The organism is Caballeronia sp. M23-90, from assembly GCF_053574605.1.
The window spans coordinates 1-19,493 of record NZ_JBSIPA010000073.1; the positions used below are offsets into that span (position 1 = coordinate 1).

General features: G+C 60.9%; 16 protein-coding genes. 13 read left to right on the top strand and 3 right to left on the bottom strand.

What is annotated here, in order from left to right:
* The 12 genes from ACRXB1_RS10355 to ACRXB1_RS10410 form a co-directional block, all read left to right on the top strand.
* The coding region (locus tag ACRXB1_RS10355) for an IclR family transcriptional regulator (RefSeq protein ID WP_449491952.1) at window positions 1–577 on the top strand (577 nt) is incomplete at its 5' end.
* Window positions 574–1,557, top strand: coding sequence for a 2-dehydro-3-deoxygalactonokinase (locus ACRXB1_RS10360; protein ID WP_449491953.1), 984 nt, complete (start codon window positions 574–576; stop codon window positions 1,555–1,557). The genes ACRXB1_RS10355 and ACRXB1_RS10360, both read left to right, overlap by 4 nt.
* Before the next feature lie 13 nt (window positions 1,558–1,570).
* Window positions 1,571–2,251: a 2-dehydro-3-deoxy-6-phosphogalactonate aldolase gene (locus ACRXB1_RS10365; protein WP_062000263.1), complete on the top strand. Its 681-nt coding sequence runs from the start codon at window positions 1,571–1,573 to the stop codon at window positions 2,249–2,251.
* Complete coding sequence (locus tag ACRXB1_RS10370) at window positions 2,248–3,030, top strand: SDR family oxidoreductase (RefSeq protein ID WP_449491954.1); 783 nt, start codon at window positions 2,248–2,250, stop codon at window positions 3,028–3,030. Before ACRXB1_RS10365 ends, ACRXB1_RS10370 begins: the two co-directional genes overlap by 4 nt.
* A 121-nt stretch (window positions 3,031–3,151) precedes the next feature.
* The gene (locus ACRXB1_RS10375) at window positions 3,152–4,162 is read left to right on the top strand and encodes an arabinose ABC transporter substrate-binding protein (RefSeq protein WP_062000261.1); all 1,011 of its coding nucleotides are present in this window, start codon (window positions 3,152–3,154) and stop codon (window positions 4,160–4,162) included.
* A 76-nt stretch (window positions 4,163–4,238) separates the two neighbouring features.
* Window positions 4,239–5,756 carry an L-arabinose ABC transporter ATP-binding protein AraG gene (araG, locus tag ACRXB1_RS10380; protein WP_449491955.1) on the top strand — a complete coding sequence of 506 codons (1,518 nt, stop codon included), beginning with the start codon at window positions 4,239–4,241 and terminating at the stop codon, window positions 5,754–5,756.
* A gap of 26 nt (window positions 5,757–5,782) precedes the next feature.
* A complete protein-coding gene (gene araH, locus ACRXB1_RS10385) occupies window positions 5,783–6,775 on the top strand; it encodes an L-arabinose ABC transporter permease AraH (RefSeq protein WP_056355316.1) in 993 nt (330 codons plus the stop codon).
* 18 nt (window positions 6,776–6,793) lie between these two features.
* On the top strand, window positions 6,794–7,585 hold the full coding sequence (locus ACRXB1_RS10390; protein ID WP_449491956.1) for an SDR family NAD(P)-dependent oxidoreductase: 792 nt from the start codon (window positions 6,794–6,796) through the stop codon (window positions 7,583–7,585).
* Window positions 7,582–8,454 carry an SMP-30/gluconolactonase/LRE family protein gene (locus tag ACRXB1_RS10395; RefSeq protein WP_449491957.1) on the top strand — a complete coding sequence of 291 codons (873 nt, stop codon included), beginning with the start codon at window positions 7,582–7,584 and terminating at the stop codon, window positions 8,452–8,454. The genes ACRXB1_RS10390 and ACRXB1_RS10395 overlap by 4 nt, the downstream gene beginning before the upstream one ends.
* Before the next feature lie 148 nt (window positions 8,455–8,602).
* On the top strand, window positions 8,603–9,712 hold the full coding sequence (locus ACRXB1_RS10400; RefSeq protein ID WP_449491958.1) for an aldose 1-epimerase: 1,110 nt from the start codon (window positions 8,603–8,605) through the stop codon (window positions 9,710–9,712).
* 74 nt (window positions 9,713–9,786) lie between these two features.
* Window positions 9,787–10,605, top strand: a complete 819-nt coding sequence (gene pyrF, locus ACRXB1_RS10405; protein WP_449491959.1) for an orotidine-5'-phosphate decarboxylase — start codon at window positions 9,787–9,789, stop codon at window positions 10,603–10,605.
* A 158-nt stretch (window positions 10,606–10,763) separates the two neighbouring features.
* Window positions 10,764–11,849 (top strand): uracil-DNA glycosylase, encoded by a 1,086-nt coding sequence (locus ACRXB1_RS10410; protein ID WP_449491960.1) that lies wholly within the window; start codon window positions 10,764–10,766, stop codon window positions 11,847–11,849.
* A gap of 745 nt (window positions 11,850–12,594) precedes the next feature.
* On the opposite strand, the gene ACRXB1_RS10415 is transcribed toward ACRXB1_RS10410, so the two are convergent.
* The 3 genes from ACRXB1_RS10415 to mutL form a co-directional block, all read right to left on the bottom strand.
* Window positions 12,595–15,198 (bottom strand): PAS domain S-box protein, encoded by a 2,604-nt coding sequence (locus tag ACRXB1_RS10415; RefSeq protein ID WP_449491961.1) that lies wholly within the window; start codon window positions 15,196–15,198, stop codon window positions 12,595–12,597.
* Window positions 15,199–15,327: 129 nt separating this feature from the next.
* Window positions 15,328–16,266, bottom strand: a complete 939-nt coding sequence (miaA, locus tag ACRXB1_RS10420) for a tRNA (adenosine(37)-N6)-dimethylallyltransferase MiaA (protein WP_449491962.1) — start codon at window positions 16,264–16,266, stop codon at window positions 15,328–15,330.
* On the bottom strand, window positions 16,263–18,197 hold the full coding sequence (gene mutL / locus ACRXB1_RS10425; protein ID WP_449491963.1) for a DNA mismatch repair endonuclease MutL: 1,935 nt from the start codon (window positions 18,195–18,197) through the stop codon (window positions 16,263–16,265). Before mutL ends, miaA begins: the two co-directional genes overlap by 4 nt.
* Window positions 18,198–18,488: 291 nt before the next feature.
* On the opposite strand from mutL, the gene ACRXB1_RS10430 reads away from it, so the two are divergent.
* Window positions 18,489–19,148, top strand: a complete 660-nt coding sequence (locus ACRXB1_RS10430; protein ID WP_062000252.1) for a VTT domain-containing protein — start codon at window positions 18,489–18,491, stop codon at window positions 19,146–19,148.
* Window positions 19,149–19,493: the final 345 nt, after the last annotated feature.

Here is a 19,493-nt window from a genome sequence, read left to right on the forward strand (position 1 = left end):
GCTTGAACAAATGCCGCTTACCGCGGTGGCGCGGCCGCATCTGCAAGTGCTCGCCGACTACACGCACGACACCATCCACCTCGGTGTACGCGATGGTGACGACGTGCTGTACATCGACAAGATTCCGGGCACACGCGGCCTCGAAATGCGTTCCCGCGTAGGTCACCGCATGCCGATGGCGTCCACCGGCATCGGCAAGGCGATGATGCTCGACCTGCCACCCGAAAAGTGGTCGACGCTGCTCGAAGCGTCGCATCGGGTGCTCGCCAAGGTGAGTTTCCGGCCGGATCACCAGCCTGATTCGGATACCTTCGTGCAGCGCATGACGCGCTATGCCCAGGGCGGTTTCACCTTCGACCTGGAAGAAAACGAAGCGTCCATCCGCTGCGTCGCCGCGCCTGTGCGCGATGCATCCGGCGCGATCGTCGCGGCGCTTTCGGTGGCGAGCACGATCCCCTACATGCCGACCGAGCGCATGGAAGAACTGATTCCCGTCGTGCAGCGCGAAGCGCGCGCGATATCGCAAGAACTCGGCTGGCGCGTGCCGCAGCCCGCAACACGCAGGATCAAACGATGAGCGTTGCCCACGACCAATCCACGGCTGCGCTGATAGCACTCGACTGGGGCACCACGGCGCTGCGCGCCTATCTCCTCGATGCACATGGCGTGGTGCTGGACACCCGCGCGTCATCGGCGGGGATCATGAATTTGCCGCGCCCGGCGGCGGAAGGCGGTTTCGATATCGTCTTCGATGAAACCTGCGGCGCGTGGCTAGCCGCCAACCCGCAACTTCCGGTGATCGCTGCCGGCATGGTCGGCAGCGCGCAGGGCTGGGTGGAAGCGCCGTATGTGACCACGCCCGCGGATTCCGCAGCGCTGGTGGCGGGCATCGTGCGCGTGACGACGAATAAGGGCGTCACGGTGCATATCGTGCCGGGCGTGCTGGAAGACGGCGCGCTGCCGAACGTGATGCGCGGCGAAGAAACGCAGATCTTCGGCGCGCTCTCCGGCGACACCACGCACAGCGAGTTGATCGGCTTGCCGGGGACGCATGCGAAGTGGGCGTTTGTATCGGCGGGACGGATCGAGCGCTTCTATACGTTCATGACCGGCGAGACCTTCGGCGCGCTGCGCGATCACACGATCCTCGGCCGCACGATGCGCGCCGCCGATCAGCACGACATGCCGGCGTTCATTCGCGGCGTCGATACCGCCAAGGACGCCGGCCACGCCGGCATGCTGGCGACGATCTTCAGCACGCGCACGCTGGGCCTGACCGGAAAACTCAAGCCCGAACAGCAGGCCGATTACCTCTCGGGCCTGCTGATCGGCCACGAATTGCGCGGCCTCAACGAAGTGCTCGCACGCGAGCAATCGGACCTCGCGGGCAAGACGCTCAGGCTGATCGGCAACGATGCGCTGTGCGAGCGGTATCGGCATGCGCTTGCGCGCTTCGGTTGCAACGATGCCCAAACCGTCGCCCATGCCACCGAACGCGGCTTGCACGAAATCGCGCTGCAGGCCGGGCTGATCCGCTCGACGGCCCGCGCGAACTAATCAGGAGCAGAACATGAGCGATATCGATATCAACCTTCCCGGCCCATACACGCCGCACGCCGGACTTGCCGCTGCGTTCAGCGCATGTCCGCTGATCGCGATCCTGCGCGGCGTGACGCCGGCGGACGCCGCCGACCATGGCCGCGCGCTGTACGAAGCGGGCTTTCGGATCGTCGAAGTGCCGCTGAATTCGCCGCAGCCGTTCGACAGCATCGCGGCGATCCGTCAGGCGCTTCCCGCCGATGCGATCGTTGGCGCGGGAACGGTCTTGCATCCACATTACGTGGGTGAAGTGAAAAAGGCCGGTGGCGAATTGATCGTGATGCCGCACAGCGACGGCGATGTGGTGCGTGCTGCAAAGTCTCAAGGTTTGGCATGCGCCCCGGGCGTGGCGACACCGAATGAGGCGTTTATCGCGCTGAAGAATGGCGCCGATGTGCTGAAGATGTTTCCCGCCGAGCAACTCGGCGCGCACGTGGTGAAGGCGTGGCGCGCGGTGATTTCCGCGAAGGTTCCGCTCGTGCCGGTCGGCGGTATCGCGCCGGACAACATGGGGCCGTTTCTCACCGCGGGCGCGAACGGATTCGGTCTCGGGTCGGCGTTGTACAAGCCGGGCCAAAGCGCGGCGACGACCCTGGCGCATGCGAAGGCATACATCAATGGATTGGCTGTGGCGCGAGGCCAGAAGAAATGAACCGGCTTGCAGGCAAAGTCGCGATGATCACCGGCGCCGGACGTGGCATCGGCGCTGCGATTGCGGCCGCGTTCGTGCGCGAAGGCGCGGCTGTGGTTCTGGCGGAACTGGATATGGATCTGGCGCGCGAAACCGCGCAGCGGATCGGCTCCGCTGAAAACGTGCTCGCCAACGTGCTCGCGGTGCAGACGGACGTGACGCAAAGCGCATCGGTGCAAAACGCGGTCAAGGAAGCTGAAGCGAAATTCGGTCCCGTCGATGTGCTCGTGAACAACGCCGGCATCAACGTGTTCTGCGATCCGCTGACCATGACCGACGACGACTGGCGCCGCTGCTTCGCCGTCGATCTCGATGGCGTCTGGAACGGTTGCCGGGCCGTACTGCCGGGCATGGTGGAACGCGGGCGCGGCAGCATCGTGAATATTGCGTCCACGCATTCGTTCAAGATCATCCCGGGCTGCTTTCCGTATCCGGTGGCGAAGCACGGCGTGATCGGATTGACGCGGGCGTTGGGTATTGAATACGCGGGGCGGCAGGTTCGCGTGAATGCAATTGCGCCGGGTTATATCGAAACGCAGCTCACCCACGACTGGTGGAACGAGCAGGCCGATCCGGCAAAAGCGAAACAGGCAACGCTCGATCTTCAGCCGATGAAACGCATCGGCCAGCCGGAAGAAGTGGCGATGACGGCGGTGTTCCTGGCATCCGATGAAGCGCCGTTCATCAACGCAAGTTGCATCACCGTCGATGGCGGGCGCTCGGCGCTGTACCACGATTAAGAAAGAGAAATAAGCGAATTCAGCAGTATCGGATGACGCACTGGCCGTGGTGCGACGTCATGAAAACAAAACGCGGCCAACACCTTCGTACCAACTAGACATTCAAGTCAGGAGACAGACCATGAAACGCAGAATGTTCATCACGCTGGTTGCCACGGCTACGGCTGCAAGCGCCACCATGTTCGCGGCGCCGATCGCGCAGGCCGCTGATCCGGTCAAGATCGGCTTTCTCGTGAAGCAGCCGGAAGAACCGTGGTTCCAGGACGAATGGAAATTCGCCGAAATGGCCGCCAAGGACAAGGGCTTCACGCTGGTGAAGATCGGCGCGCCGTCGGGTGAAAAAGTCATGAGCGCGATCGACAACCTCGCCGCGCAAAAGGCCCAGGGTTTCGTGATCTGCACGCCTGACGTCAAGCTCGGACCGGGCATTGTCGCCAAGGCGAAAGCTGCAGGGCTCAAGATGATGACGGTCGATGACCGCCTGGTCGACGGATCGGGCAAGCCGATCGAATCGGTCCCTTACATGGGCATTTCGGCGTTCAATATCGGCAAGCAAGTGGGCGACGGCATTGCTGCAGAGATCAAGAAGCGCGGCTGGAACATGGCCGACGTGGGCGCGATCGACGTGACGTATGAGCAACTTCCGACGGCGCATGACCGTACCGCTGGCGCAGTCGAAGCGCTGGTCGCCGCCGGTTTCCCGAAGGCGAACATCGTGATGGCGCCGCAAGCCAAGACCGATACGGAAAACGCCTTCAATGCAGCGAACATCGCGTTGACGAAAAACACGAAGTTCAAGCACTGGGTCGCATTCGGTCTTAACGACGAAGCTGTTCTCGGCGCCGTGCGTGCAGCAGAAGGCCGTGGCTTCAAGGCGGACAACATGATTGGCGTGGGTATTGGCGGCTCGGATTCGGCTTTGAACGAATTCAAGAAACCGAACCCGACCGGCTTCTATGGCACGGTGATCATCAGCCCGAAGCGTCATGGCGAAGAAACGACGGAACTGGTCTACACGTGGATCAAGGACGGCAAGGAACCGCCGCTCGTGACGCTCACGACCGGCATGCTGGCAACGCGTGACAACGTGGCCGACGTGCGCGAGAAGATGGGCCTCGCATCGGCTAAGTAAGCGGCCAAGTAAGTTCTGTGTAGTACGGACCGCGTTGCACAAGCCGCGCGGTCCGCTCGAATTCCAAGGAGGCGATGTGTCAGCGACGCTGCGTTTTGACAATATCGGCAAGATTTTTCCAGGCGTGCGCGCGCTCGACGGCGTGTCGTTCGACGTCAACGCCGGCGAAGTGCACGGTCTGATGGGCGAGAACGGCGCGGGTAAATCGACTTTGCTGAAAGTGCTGGGCGGTGAATATCAACCCGATTCCGGGCGTGTCCTGATCGATGGCAACGAGGTCAAGTTCTCGAGTGCTGCGGCATCGATTGGGGCGGGCATCGCGGTGATTCACCAGGAATTGCAGTACGTACCGGATTTGACCGTGGCCGAGAACCTGTTGCTCGGCGCGTTGCCGAGCACGCTCGGCTGGGTGCACAAGCGCGAAGCGAAAAAGCATGTGAGCGAACGCTTGCGGCAGATGGGCGTGGATCTCGATCCGAACGCGAAGCTGAAGAAGCTTTCCATCGCGCAACGGCAGATGGTGGAAATCTGCAAGGCGCTCCTGCGCAACGCACGCGTGATTGCGCTCGATGAACCCACGTCTTCGCTCTCGCATCGCGAGACGGAAGTGCTGTTCAAGCTCGTGCGCGATCTGAAAGCGGATAACCGCGCGCTGATCTATATCTCGCACCGGATGGATGAGATCTACGAGTTGTGCGACACGTGCACGATTTTCCGCGATGGCCGCAAGATCGCGTCGCACGCGAATCTGGGCGAAGTCCCGCGCGATACGCTCGTGCAGGAAATGGTCGGCCGCGAGATTGCGGACATTTACGATTACAAGGCGCGGCCGCTCGGCGACGTGCGCTTTTCGGTGAAGAACATTGAAGGCCACGCGCTGCGTGAACCGACGAGTTTCGAAGTGCGTCGCGGCGAGATCGTCGGCTTCTTCGGGCTGGTCGGCGCAGGCCGCAGCGAACTGATGCACCTGGTCTACGGCGCGGACAGCAAGAAGGCTGGCACGATTGCGCTCGATGGCAAGCCGATCAAGATCCGCAGTGCGGGCGAAGCGATCCGTCACGGAATCGTGCTGTGTCCGGAAGACCGGAAGGAAGAGGGCATCATCGCGATGGCGACGGTTTCCGAGAACATCAACATCTCGTGCCGGCGTCACTATCTGCACGCGGGTTTGTTTCTCGACCGGAAGAAAGAAGCCGCAACGGCTGACCGGTTTATCCAGTTGCTGAAGATCAAGACGCCGAGCCGCAAGCAAAAGATCCGCTTCCTCTCTGGCGGCAATCAGCAAAAAGCCATTCTGTCGCGCTGGCTCGCCGAGCCGGAACTGAAGGTCGTGATCCTCGATGAACCCACGCGCGGTATTGACGTGGGCGCCAAGCACGAGATCTACAACGTCATCTATCAACTCGCCGAACGCGGTTGCGCGATCGTGATGATCTCGTCCGAATTGCCCGAGGTGCTGGGGGTATCGGACCGGATCGTGGTGATGCGGCAAGGGCGGATCGCGGGCGAATTGCCGCGCGGACAAGCGAACGAACAATCAGTGCTGAATCTTGCGCTGCCTGTGCAAACCGAAACGACTGCGCAGGCAGCCTGAAGCGAAAAGTGGAGACGGAGGACATCATGGAAGTCAGGGAAAACATAGCAAACACGCTGGTGCCGGCGAAGAACGACAAGCAGAAGTGGTGGCAGCAGATCACCGAATACAGCTTGATCGTGATCTTCGTGGTGATGTTCATCACCATGTCGCTGTCGGTCGATCACTTCTTCTCGATCGAAAACATGCTCGGGCTCGCGCTGTCGATTTCGCAGATCGGCATGGTCGCCTGCACGATGATGTTCTGTCTGGCATCGCGCGATTTCGACTTGTCGGTCGGGTCCACGGTCGCGTTCGCCGGCGTGCTCTGCGCGATGGTGTTGAACGCGACAGGCAATACGTTCATCGCGATCATCGCGGCGGTCGCGGCAGGTTCGGCGATCGGCTTCGTGAATGGCGCAGTGATCGCGTACTTGCGGATCAACGCGCTGATCACCACGCTCGCCACCATGGAAGTGGTGCGCGGGCTTGGGTTTATCGTGTCGCATGGTCAGGCGGTCGGCGTGTCGTCGGATACGTTTATCGCGCTCGGCGGATTGACGATGTTCGGCGTTTCGCTGCCGATCTGGGTCACGCTGGCGTGTTTCATTGTGTTCGGCGTGCTGCTGAACCAGACCGTGTACGGACGCAATACGCTCGCAATCGGCGGTAACGCAGAAGCGTCACGTCTGGCGGGTATCAATGTAGAACGCACGCGTGTCTGGATCTTCCTGATCCAGGGCGCGGTCGCAGCGCTTGCCGGTGTGATCCTGGCATCGCGGATTACGTCGGGTCAGCCGAACGCGGCCGATGGCTTCGAGCTCAACGTGATTTCCGCGTGCGTGCTTGGCGGCGTGTCGCTGCTTGGCGGCCGTGCGACCATTTCGGGCGTGGTGATCGGCGTGCTGATCATGGGTACGGTCGAGAACGTGATGAACCTGATGAACATCGACGCGTTCTATCAGTACCTCGTTCGCGGCGCGATCCTGCTCGCCGCCGTGCTGCTCGACCAGTTGAAGAACCGCGGCTCACGCGATTAATTAGGGGTTCGTAAAACGATGGCCAGTTCAGTCGATAAAACCCTTGCGCGCTATCCGAGTCTCGCCGGCAAGGTGGTGCTGATCACCGGCGGCGCGACCGGAATTGGCGCGGCGTTCGTCGAGCATTTCTTCGATCAGGGCGCGAAGGTCGCGTTCTTCGATATCGACACTAACGCCGGCGAAGCACTTGCCGACCAGCTCGGCGCGGATCTGGACGAAAGCCAATTCCGGCCCGTGTTCCTGCGCGTGGACCTGACGGATATCGTTGCGTTGCGGCAGGGAATCGCCGATGTTCGCAGCACGCTTGGACCCGTCGGCGTGCTCGTGAACAACGCGGCGAACGACAAGCGCCACAAGATCGAAGACGTGACGCCCGAGTCGTATGACGCGGGTATCGCCGTGAATGTGCGCCATCAGTTCTTCGCGGCGCAGGCTGTCATAGACGATATGAAACAGCTTGGCGGCGGCTCGATCATCAATCTGGGATCGATTAGCTGGATGCTGAAGAACGGCGGTTTCCCGGTCTACACCACGGCAAAGGCGGCGGTGCAAGGCATGACGAACGGTCTTGCGCGCGATCTCGGGCCGTTCAATATCCGCGTGAATTCGCTCGTGCCGGGCTGGGTGATGACGGACAAGCAGAAGCGCCTGTGGCTCGATGACGCCGGAAAGCGTGCGATCAAGGAAGGGCAATGTATCGATGCAGAACTGCTGCCCGAGCATCTCGCCCGCGCCGCGTTGTTCCTCGCTGCTGACGACAGCCGCATGATGACCGCGCAGGAAGTCGTGATCGACGGAGGCTGGGCGTGAAGGCGCAATTGTTGATCGACAGCAAAAGCGCGCTTGGCGAGGGCGCGACGTGGTGCGCCGCGAGCGGACGGTTCTACTGGACGGACATTGAAGGCAAGCGTTTGTGGCGCTACGATCCGCGTGATGCGCGCCGCGAGTGCTTCGAGATGCCGGAGCGCCTGGCGTGTTTCGCGTTGTGCTCAGATCCCGATTCGCTGTTGCTCGGCCTGGCATCGCGCCTGGCGTTTTTCGATTTGCGGACCGGTGTAATCGAAACCATCATGTCGGTTGAAGACGGCTTGCCGACGCGTTTGAACGATGGCCGATGCGACCGCCAGGGCCGCTTGGTCTTCGGCACCAAGCACGATGTAGCAAACGCAGAAAAGGTGGGCGGGTTTTATCGGCTGAATCTGGATTTGTCGCTGGAGCGTTTGCCGCTCGGCGATGCCGCAATTCCAAACAGCATTGCATTCAGCCCGGACGGATCGACCATGTATTACTGCGATTCCCCGACGCGCCAGATCCGCGCCTGCGATTACGATTACGATTCGTTCGAGAACCAGCGCGTGTTCACCGAACTTACCGATGCTACCGGCGAGCCGGATGGATCGACCATCGATCGCGATGGTGGTTTGTGGAATGCCCAATGGGGCGGCGCGCGGGTGGTGCGGTATGGCGCCGATGGCCGGGAAACGGCGCGCGTCGATGTGCCTACCACTCAGCCAAGTTGCGTCGCGTTCGGCGGGCCGCAACTCGGCACGCTGTACATAACGAGCGCGCGGATTGGCCTTGACCATGCCGCGCTGCAGAACGACTTGCGTGCGGGCGGGGTATTTATAGCGACGCCGGCGGCAAGGGGTATCGCGGAACCGGTGTTTCGCGGAAACTGAAGGCCGTCGATTGTTTCGACGATCGCCTTGCAGCACCACGATGCAAAAAAACTGAGGCGGCGCGCACGACGCGCTGCCCGCAAACTCCCGGGCATGCTGGGGCTTCGCGCCAGGATCGCGGGAACGTTCGCCTCTCGGAGACTTGGACATGACCGTTGCCCGTTCCGCATCCAGCCCTAAAAGCCCGCCTGTTGCGCCTCGTCCCGCCGCGCCCACCCGCCGATCCAAACTCGCTGCTGCAACTGAACCGCCGATCCGGCCGGGTCCGTCGACATCCGTTGTAGCGATGGGCGGCGCCGGCCGCGATGGCTGCATCACGCTCGCCAACGCGCAGTTGCGACTGGATATCGCACCAGCGCTTGGCGGGGGCATCACGCGCTTCGACTGGCGCAGCGAAGGCACGCTCGTGCCCATCTTCCGGCCGTGCCTCGAACCCAGCGCCGCCACCGATCCCAACGAACTCGCGTGTTATCCGCTGCTGCCGTATTCGAATCGTATTGGTGGAGGGCGGTTCCAGTTTCTGGGGCGCGGTATCGATGTCCCGTGCAACCGTCCCGGCGAACCCTTGCCCCTTCACGGCGATGGGTGGCTTGGCGCGTGGGATGTGGCATCGGAGAGTTCCACGCACGTGCGTCTCACGCTCGACCGGCGCAACGGCAAGCCGTATTCGTACAAGGCGAGCCAGTCGTTCATGCTCGAAGGTGCGACGCTGGTGGTGACGTTATCGATTGAAAACACCGGGCGCGAGAAGTTGCCTTTCGGGCTCGGTCTGCATCCGTTCCTGACTCGCGAAGCCGATACCGAATTGTCCGCCGCCGCCGATGGCCTCTGGCTTTGCGGCGATGACTTCCTGCCCGTGCGCCACGTTCCGGCGCCGCCCGCGTGGCAATTCGGCGTGGCGTACCCCATGCCTACGGCCATGATCAACAACGCGTTCACCGGATGGAGCGGGCGCACGAGCGTGATGTGGCCGACGCGGGGTTTGTCGCTCACCATTTCCGCCGATACCGATTACTACGTGCTCTACGCGCCGGCCGGGAAGGACTTTTTCTGCTTTGAACCCGTCGATCATCCGATCAACGCGGTCAATCTGCCAGGCGGCGGCGAGGCGAACGGGATGACGGTTCTCGCGCCGGGCGAAAGTCTCTCGCGTGAGTTCAGCTTTACGGTCGAGCGGTCGGGAGAAGCCGAGCGGCGCGGAAGGCCGAAGCAGCCTGCGGGGCAGAAAGCGCGGAAGACGGCGGCGGTGGTTCGATAACTGTCATTTGGCGGCTTTGGCTCGCGCGGTAAAATGCGGGATCGCTTAATCTGCGCTCTCGCTTACGGATACCCATGTCTTTCATCGAATCGCTCAACGCCGCGTGGTCGCGCACCCAGTCAATGCTTTGCGTCGGGCTCGATCCGGAGCCTTCAAGGTTCCCGGGCGCGTTCAACGGCCGCGCCGATTCGATCTTCGATTTTTGCCGTGAAATCGTCGATGCTACGGCGCCGTTTGTTTGTTCCTTCAAGCCGCAGATTGCTTACTTTTCGGCGCATCGGGCGGAGGATCAGCTCGAGCAGTTGATCGCGCATATTCATGAGCGACATCCGGGGTTGCCGGTTATTTTGGATGCTAAGCGCGGGGATATTGGGAGTACGGCCGAGCAGTATGCGATTGAGGCTTTTGATCGGTATCAAGCTGATGCGGTTACCGTTAATCCTTATATGGGGTTTGATTCTGTTCAGCCGTATCTGGAACATGAAGGGAAGGGCGTGATCGTGCTTTGCCGGACGTCCAATGCGGGGGGATCGGATCTGCAGTTTCTTAATGTCGATGGGACGCCGTTGTATCAGGTTGTTGCAAGGCTGGCGGCTGAGAAGTGGAATGGGAGCGGGGAGTTGGGGTTGGTCGTGGGCGCGACTTTTCCGAAGGAGATTGAGGTCGTTCGGGCGATTGTTGGGGATATGCCGTTGCTGATTCCTGGGATCGGCGCTCAAGGCGGGGATGTCGAGGCTACGGTTCGGGCGGGACGGGTTAAGTCCGGGAATGCAGGGATGCTGATCAATTCTTCGCGGGCGATTATCTATGCAGGGAAAGGCGAGGATTTCGCTGATGCTGCGGGGGAGGCGGCGAAGCGGACGCGGGATGCGATTAATGCGGTCGGTTCTTAAGCACTTAACAGTGCCTGTTGTTGGGACGTCGCGACGGGCAGCTATCGAGGTAAAACAGCCATTCATCGAGTCCCCGCTGACTGGGGGTGAACACAACGCCCTTGATATCATGTACCGATGTTGTCGCCATCGCGGCGATTACCATTTGGAGGTTGAGGTTGGACGCAGCCAGGGTTAAAGAAGAGGTGTGGGCACTCGCGGACGAATTAAACGCGGCATTAGGCACTCCACTCATCGAGCCGTACCAGCAAGAAATCTCCGTTAAAAACATAAGCCTTACAGGCCCCAAAGGAGAGCGGCTTTATATCAAGCCCGCGAGCGGACGCTACATGATCGCGCTTTCTGGCAATTCTCTCGTCGCCAGAATGGAAGCCTTTATGGAGCGCTTGACAGGCGGAAAACGCCAAGGCTACAACCACCCCCATGTGAGCCGAGAGCCCTACTGGTACGTCAACGACTACGCTCAAGTTCGCGAGGCAGCCTATTTTTATGCGCAAGCCACATTGCCTCCGAATAATGGAGAGACAGTCGACGCGGTGCACGCACCACACCGCCGACATATCGAAGAAGCGACCGGCGATAAAGTTCGTCAACCTGTTTCCACAGCGATGCCTGAAGGCCCGCGGACGTTGCGCGATCCCACCGCGATTGAGGCTCGGCAGGCGAGACTTAACGACCCGCACATTGCCCCGCTAACTCAGTATGTGGTCCGACTGCGCAACCGACACCCGAGCTGGGAGTTTCCAGACTTCGACCCGCTTGACGGCGGCATCGAAGCAGAACTGCTGTTCCTGCTCGAGAAGCCGGGTCCCATGACGTCGCCGACGCACATGCGGAAAGGCTCGGGTTTCATCTCCCGCGATAACGACGATCCGACGGCGGAGGCAACTTTCTCCTTCATGCGGGAAGCTCGCATCGATCGCAAGCGTGTCGTACTCTGGAACATCATCCCCGGCTGGAATGGACAACGCAAGATTGCACCGGGCGAAGTCGACGCCGGTGTCAAGGAACTTCGCGACCTGCTTCAGTTTTTACCGCGGGTCCATACTGTTGTTCTCGTGGGAAACAAGGCCCAAAAAGCAGAACCAGTTATTTATCAGCTCAATCTTTGCATCCTTAAATCCGCACACCCTGGGCCACTAGTCAAAGGATCAAACCGAGCTTTGTGGGACCGAATATCGCAGCAGTGGGCGGAAGCCGCTATGGCTTCAACCGAGAATAATCGACAGGCCAGGCATAGATGAATCCGGGCAGATGTTCGGCTGGCGAGCATGGCCGTCGCCCTCTACACGGCTTTTGCGGAATATTGCGAATCAGATCATCGGCGAGCAGACCGTGCGGATTCTGAATACGGATAACCCTATTATCAGGCCGGTCGGTGACGAAGTGACCCGCGAAAAGATGGTTACACGAATGGCACTAACGGACGGCATAAAGGACATTCAAGTGTCCAATTGACGCCACTTGTGAAGGGCCGAAACTGGCCGGGTTGAGGCAGTACACCCGGCAATTTACTCGCCGGAAACCGGCCATTCAGCGGTGGCGGACGAGACCTTGGCTTCTTAAACTGGATGTTGACCTTGACCGGCAGCTTAGGCCGATATGCGCCAAAACTACGCGTTGGCGGTGTTAGGTGTGCGCCATTGGACCGTGTCTAGAAAGGTAGATTCGAACCACCCGCAGCCGTCATCGTTATCCGCCCCATCCCACGCACGATCAACAAGTCTTCGCCTCTCAATCCCCGTCAAGTGCCTCTCGCATAGCTGCCGCGTAGCAAATACGCTTTATCGCGCAAGGTCTTGTCGTCGACCACCCCTTCGAGATATCCCGAGGCTTGCCGTTACCCGCGCATTGCATGCATGGCATTGCGGCGATACGTCGTGCGCGCCCGAAGCCCGACGGGCGCTTCAGCCTCCTAATTCTTTTTCAGGCGGCCGCGACAGAGTAAGAAGCCTTACCGTATGATCCAACGCCCCTGCCTCGCCCGCCTCACCCCTCCATCAACTCCCGCACCCGCGCCGCCAGTGCATCGATAGAAAACGGCTTGGTCAGTATCTTCATTCCCGGCCCAAGTGCCTCGTCACCAATAACGGCGGCCTCCGCATACCCCGTAATAAACAATGTTTTCACATCAGGTCGCAACGCTTGAGCCGCGTCCGCCATTTGACGCCCGTTCATGCCGCCGGGCAGGCCGACATCGGTAATGATAAGGTCGATATCCCCGTTAGATCGCAGCGCCTTGAGACCTGCGACGCCATCCGCGGCCTCGACCACGGCATAGCCGAGTTCCGTAAGTACATCGGCAACCAGCATACGCACGGTCGCTTCGTCGTCCACCACAAGCACAGTCTCGCCATCGTGCGCGAAGGCGGCCGGCACCTTGCTCGCCACTTCCGCACCGCCGGCCACGACGCCTGTATGACGCGGCAGATAAAGCCGAACCGTCGTGCCTTGCCCAACGTTTGAATGAAGACGCACCAGGCCACCGGACTGCTGCGCGAAGCCATAGATCATCGAAAGGCCAAGGCCGGTTCCCTGGCCGATCGGCTTCGTGGTGAAAAACGGTTCAAACACACGGGCCATCACTTCCGGCGTCATGCCGATGCCGGTATCGCTGACGCTGAGGGTAAGGTATTGCCCCTCAGGAATGTCGTACGCTCGGGCCGCCTGCCGGTCGAGAGACCGGTTGGCCGTCTCGATGATGATGCGCCCACCTTCGGGCATGGCATCGCGAGCGTTGATGCACAGGTTCAACAGCGCGTTTTCAAGCTGGCTCGCATCGACAAGCGCCGGCCACAGCTCCGGCGCTCTCATGGTCTCGATGGTGATGCTAGGCCCCACCGTGCGCCGGATGAGCTCTGTCATCCCGTTCACCAGCATGTCGACATTGGTCGGACGCGGATCGAGCGTCTGGCGTCGCGAAAAGGCCAGCAGGCGATGGGTGAGTGCGGCGGCGCGTTCGGTCGCGCCTTTCGCCGCGACCATGTACCTGTCGAGATCCGTCACCCGGCCTTGGGCAATCCGTAGCCTCATCAGCTCCAGGGCGCCCGAGATGCCGGCGAGCAGGTTATTGAAGTCGTGTGCAAGGCCGCCGGTGAGCTGGCCGACCGCTTCCATCTTCTGGGACTGACGCAACTTTTCTTCGGCTTGCATTAACTCCGCGGAGCGTTCCGCAACACGCTGCTCGAGGTTCTCGTTGAGAAAGCGCAGCGCCGCAATGGCGCGATCGCGCTCGTCTTCAATGTTGCGCCGTGCCTCGACATCGATGACAACGCCCGGAAAGCTGAGCGGGGTGCCGTCCGGCCCGAGATCGACGCGCCCGTTCGCCTCGATCCAGTAGTAGTTCCCATCAACACGACGGACCCGGTACTGGTGGGCATAGTGGCCACCGCGAGCGATTGCCTCATTGATCGCACCGGCTAAACCGCCTTGGTCGTCGGGGTGGACGTTTGCGATGATCTGGGCGAGCGGAATGCCATCGCGGCCAAGCGCGGGATCGAGACCAAACGCCCGGGCAAAGGCCTCGTCGACCTTGAACCGGTCGTTAAGCAAGTCCCAGTGCCAGGTACCGATGATCGCACCAGCGGCGAGGGCGAGTTGCACGCGTTCCGCGTTCTGGCGGGCCAACGCTTCGCTGACACGTAGACGCTGATCTGCCTCCCGGCGCGCGGTTACATCGTTGAAGAGGATCGCGATCTGACGGTCAGCAGGGTCTCCGACGCGCACGGCCCGCACGTCAAACCAGCGCTGGAAAGCTTCGGCGTAGTTTTCGAAGATGGTTGGCTCGCCCGTCTTGGCTACGTGCCCATATGTCTCGAACCAGAATGGCTCCAGGTTCGGTGCAAACTCCGTCACCCATTTGCCGCGAAGGTTCACCCCGGCCTGACGCTCGAAAGCCGGGTTGGCTTCAAGAAAGCGATAGTCAATGGGGTGGTCGTCGGCATCGAACTTGACCTCGACGATAGCGAAGGCCGCCTCGATCGTCTCAAGAATCGTCTCAAAACGCTCTTGAGCCTTCTGCAGGGCAGCACCAGCGAGATGCTCCTCTGTGCGGTCCCGCAGAATCTTCACGAAGCCAAGACGCTCTCCGTCATCATTTAACAGCGGCATCATCTCGCCCGATGCCCAGAACCGTTCTCCGCTTTTGCGAAGGTGCCAGCGATCGTCCGCAGCGCGTCCGTCCTGAAGCGCTCGCTGCATTTCCCGTTGGACGCGGCCTTCAGCTCGGTCTTCAGGCGTGAAAATCCGCTCGGCGCCGTGAGCCTGCATCTCCTCGGCGGTCCAGCCGAGCAGACGTTGGGCACCAGGATTCCAGTCGGTCACGATCCCCCGCGGGTCCGTAACGATGATGGCAAAGTCCGCCGCGCTCTCGAAAACGGCGCGGTGCCGTGCCTCGCGACTGGCTAGCGCGGCGTCATCAATCTTTGACTGGCTGACAGACGTGTTTAATAAAGGCTGTGGATTCCGCTGCACCTGCCGATCCGCAACGTGGTCCGGATCGATGCCCGCTTCCATCAACGCTGCACGCAGGCGTGCGTTTTCCGCCTCGAGTTCGGCTCTGGTCATGAAATCGGGAAGTCCTGATTTTTGCATCGCTCTTTCCGGGGCGAAACGGGCGTTTGATCTCGCGACGCGAGCCCCAAACTGGCCGACAAGCGTCGCACTAAAGATGATGAATCCAGTACCACGACCTCGGATGTCCGCATTGCACGCTGAATCACGCTAGATCCGAAGCACCCGCTCAATCTCATCCACAGCCATTGCCATCGCATCATCGCGGGCGCAGTCAACAACCCGCCGCCCCTCGATCCCCCTCAACCACGTCAACTGCCTCTTGCACAACTGCCGTGTGGCGAACACGCCTTTATCGCGCATGGTCGTGTAGTCGACCAACCCATCCAGATATTCCCAGGCTTGCCGATACCCTACGCATCGCATGGATGGCATCGCCGGCGATAAATCCCCCCGCGCCCGAAGCCGCTCCACCTCTTCGACAAACCCACCTTCAAGCATCGAATCGAACCGCTTCTCGATGCGCTTATGCAGCACGCTTCTATCCGATGGCTCCAGCGCAATCGGCACGAACTCCGGTTCGCCGTCCTGGCTCTTCTTCGGGTCTTTCAATATCGCGGATAAAGCCCTGCCGCTCAGCATGAACACTTCGAGCGCGCGCTGAATCCGCTGCGAATCATTGGGCGCCAATCGCGCCGCGGTCTCAGGATCGACCACCGCCAATTGCGCATGCAACGCAGGCCAGCCATCGCGCATGGCTTCTTCATCGAGTGCCGCACGCACTTCCGTATTTGCTTCGGGCAGTTCGTTCAATCCGCGCGTCAACGCCATGTAGTACAGCATGGTGCCGCCGACCAATAGCGGAATGCGTCCACGGGCTTCGATCTCCGCCACCAGCCTCAGAGCATCGTTCCGAAACTGTGCTGCAGAGTAAGCCCCGGTCGGATCGATGATATCGATCAAATGATGCGGCGCAATCGCGCGTTCTTCTTCGGTCGGCTTTGCGGTGCCGATATCCATCCCGCGATAAACCAGCGCCGAATCCACGCTGATGATCTCCACCGGAAAGCGCTGCGCGAACGCAAGCGCGGCAGCGGTTTTTCCCGATGCCGTCGGCCCTAACAAACAGGCAACTTTCGGCGCGTTCATTGACCGCGCATGAAGAGTCGATCGAGATCGCCGAGCGTCAGTTGAAACCACGTAGGTCGGCCGTGATTGCATTGATCTCCGCGCTCGGTGGCTTCCATCTGGCGCAGCAGGCCGTTCATCTCATCGAGTGTCAGACGCCGATTCGCGCGCACTGCGTGATGACAAGCGAGCGTGCCGAGCAATTCGTGTTGCCGCTCGGTGAGCACGCGCGAGCCGCCATAAGCCTGCAGATCCGCTATGACGGCTCGCGCCAGCGACTGCAGATCGGCGTCTTTGAGCAACGCTGGAACGGCGCGAATCGCAATCGATCCCGGCGACAGAATCGCGAGGTCAAAGCCGAGTGCGTCCAGCACTTCGCGCTCTTCTTCGACAACGCCCATCTCGACGGCATCGACGGTCATCGTCACCGGGATCAGCAGCGGCTGAACCGCGATCGCCCGGTCAGCGAGCGAGTTTTTAAACTGCTCGTAAAGAATGCGCTCGTGGGCTGCATGCATATCCACGATGATCAAGCCCTGCGCGTTCTGTGCGAGCACATAGATGCCGTGGATCTGGCCGAGCGCGAAGCCGAGCGGCTGTTCATCGAAGGCCAGATTCGGTGCGCCGGGCATCTCGGCATAAATCGGCGCGCTGGGTTCTGTCGGCGAATAGCGCTCCGACGACGCCAGCGAAGTGGTCCCGTCAGGCGTCCCCGCGCCAATATCCCTGCGCCCGAACAACGCGTCATACAGCGCCAGCGGTTGCGCGACGGGCAGGTTGCCCTGCGTCATTCGCGATTGCCGCAACCAGTTCGTGCCGTTCTCCGCCTTTGGCGTCGCCTGAAATTCACCCGATCCCGCATAAGGCCGCGCGCTGAACGACGCAAGCCCCGTAGGCTGCAACTGCGCGGCATGTCCGCCCGCCGTCGTTTCCGGCGACGCTCTGGCATTGCGTGCCAACGCCCGCTGCACCGCATGAAATACGTATTGGTGTATGGAACGCGAATCGCGAAAACGCACTTCGATCTTCGATGGATGCACGTTCACATCTACGCTTTCCGGCGGCAAATCGAGAAACAGCACGTACGACGGATACCGGTTGCCGTGCAGCACGTCCTCATACGCGGCGCGCACGGCGTGCGTGAGCAGCTTGTCGCGCACGAAGCGGCCGTTGACGAAGAAGTATTGCTGGTCGGCGCGGCCGCGGCTCGCGGTCGGCAACCCGGCGCAGCCATATACGGCGAGCGGTCCGGCGCGTTCATCGAGGGGAAGGTGCGCTGTCGCGAACACCTCGCCGAGAATCTTGGCCACGCGCGTCGCCGGATCGGACGCATTCCAGTGCTCGACGGCCTTGCCGTTATGTATCACCGATATCGCCACATCCGGCCGCGCCAGCGCCACGCGCCGGATCACTTCGAGGCAATGTCCGAGTTCGGTCTGCTCGCTCTTCAGGAATTTGCGGCGCGCGGGCGTGTTGAAATACAGCTCGCGCACTTCCATCGTCGTCCCGGTAGTGCCGGCTGCCGGCGAGATCGCGCCGGTCTGGGCATCGATGCGTGTGGCATGCGGGCACGTGGCCGTGCGGCTGGTGATGAACAGCTCGGAAACCGATGCGATCGATGCAATCGCCTCCCCGCGAAACCCGAGCGACGCCACGGCTTCCAGCTCGGCGAGCGAGCGGATCTTGCTGGTGGCGTGGCGCAACAACGCAAGCGGGAGTTCGTCCGGGGGAATGCCGCAACCATCGTCGACAATCACGATCCGCTTCACGCCGCCTTCGTCCAGCGTGATTCGCAGGCTCGTCGCGCCGGCGTCGAGCGCGTTTTCGAGCAATTCCTTCACCACGGACGCGGGGCGTTCGACCACTTCGCCGGCCGCGATCTGGCTGATCAACTGGTCGGGCAGGGGCTGGATGGCGCGCAGAAAGCGCGTGGCGGCGGGTTCGGACGACATTGCGTCGGAGAAAATCGCGTCGGATGAATCGATGGTGTCGGTCATGCTCAAATTATAAAGCCTCGCGTCCGTGAACGATTTCGGGGCCAGCCAGTCTCCATATAGCCCTGTGCCGCGAATCGGTCCGCGCGCAAGAAAGCGCACCGATTCACGCCAAAAGCCGTGCCCAAACCTGCCGTTCGTGAATTTTCCGGCAACGAGTTCGGTATCATGGCGCGACTGTTTTTCTCGCAACGATGCCACCGCGCGTGCACGTTGTCATCGCCAAATCCATCTTGATCGAGGCCCCATTTGGATACGCTGCTGTCATTCCTGAGTCTTATCCTCCACATCGACAAGTCGCTCGGCGTGTTTATCCAGCATTACGGCGGCTGGGTGTACGCGATCCTGTTCCTGATCGTGTTCTGCGAAACCGGGCTCGTGGTGTTTCCATTCCTGCCTGGCGACTCGCTGTTGTTCATCGGCGGCGCGTTTGCTGCAAGCGGATCGATGGACCTCGTTCCCCTGATCGTCCTGCTGCTCGTCGCTGCCGTGCTCGGGAATACGGTGAATTACTGGATCGGGCGCGCAATCGGCCCCAAGGTCTTCGATACCAACATACCCATACTCGAACGATTCCTCGATCGGGAAGCGCTGCGAAAGACGCACGGTTTTTACGAACGCCACGGCGGCAAGACCATCGTGCTTGCGCGCTTCGTGCCGATCGTGCGGACGTTTGCGCCGTTCGTGGCGGGTGCGTCGGCCATGAACGCTGCGCGCTTCCAGTTTTTCAACATTCTCGGCGCGGCCATTTGGGTCTTGCTGCTCGTGCTGCTGGGTTATTTCTTCGGCAATATTCCGTTCATCCGTCAATACCTGAATGTGATTGCGATCGTCGGTGTGTGCGCTGCAATTGTCCCGATAGCGCTCGGCGCGCTCTGGAAGATGATGCGGCGCAGAGCCAAATCGTAAGTATCCGGACGTTTTTTTTCGCGCCCAGTCACTGCCCGCTGTGTGCTCTTTCGCCGCAAAAACGTAAAAGGTTAGAATGCCGAATTGTCAGATCGATGTATCGAATATCGAGATGAACAAGCCCGGTGTTTCATGAACAAACGTTAAATGTTTTATGCTGGCGAAGGTTGGCGAGGCAGGTTGCATATGTTGGAAAGAACGAGTCATACAAAGGGATCGGCGCGCAAGGACAATTGGCGTCGTCTTAAGCTGGCGGTGGTGGTGCTGGGTGTTACGGCGCTGCTCGCGGGCTGCGGGATTTTTGGCTGCGGCGGGAGCGCCACGAACGGTGGGGCTATCGGCGGG

Coding starts and splice junctions, on each gene's coding strand:
- ACRXB1_RS10360 (WP_449491953.1), top strand. CDS start 574: ATGAGCGTTGCCCACGACCAATCCACGGCTGCGCTGATAGCACTCGAC.
- ACRXB1_RS10365 (WP_062000263.1), top strand. CDS start 1,571: ATGAGCGATATCGATATCAACCTTCCCGGCCCATACACGCCGCACGCC.
- ACRXB1_RS10370 (WP_449491954.1), top strand. CDS start 2,248: ATGAACCGGCTTGCAGGCAAAGTCGCGATGATCACCGGCGCCGGACGT.
- ACRXB1_RS10375 (WP_062000261.1), top strand. CDS start 3,152: ATGAAACGCAGAATGTTCATCACGCTGGTTGCCACGGCTACGGCTGCA.
- araH (WP_056355316.1), top strand. CDS start 5,783: ATGGAAGTCAGGGAAAACATAGCAAACACGCTGGTGCCGGCGAAGAAC.
- ACRXB1_RS10390 (WP_449491956.1), top strand. CDS start 6,794: ATGGCCAGTTCAGTCGATAAAACCCTTGCGCGCTATCCGAGTCTCGCC.
- ACRXB1_RS10400 (WP_449491958.1), top strand. CDS start 8,603: ATGACCGTTGCCCGTTCCGCATCCAGCCCTAAAAGCCCGCCTGTTGCG.
- pyrF (WP_449491959.1), top strand. CDS start 9,787: ATGTCTTTCATCGAATCGCTCAACGCCGCGTGGTCGCGCACCCAGTCA.
- ACRXB1_RS10415 (WP_449491961.1), bottom strand. CDS start 15,198: ATGCAAAAATCAGGACTTCCCGATTTCATGACCAGAGCCGAACTCGAG.
- miaA (WP_449491962.1), bottom strand. CDS start 16,266: ATGAACGCGCCGAAAGTTGCCTGTTTGTTAGGGCCGACGGCATCGGGA.
- mutL (WP_449491963.1), bottom strand. CDS start 18,197: ATGTCGTCCGAACCCGCCGCCACGCGCTTTCTGCGCGCCATCCAGCCC.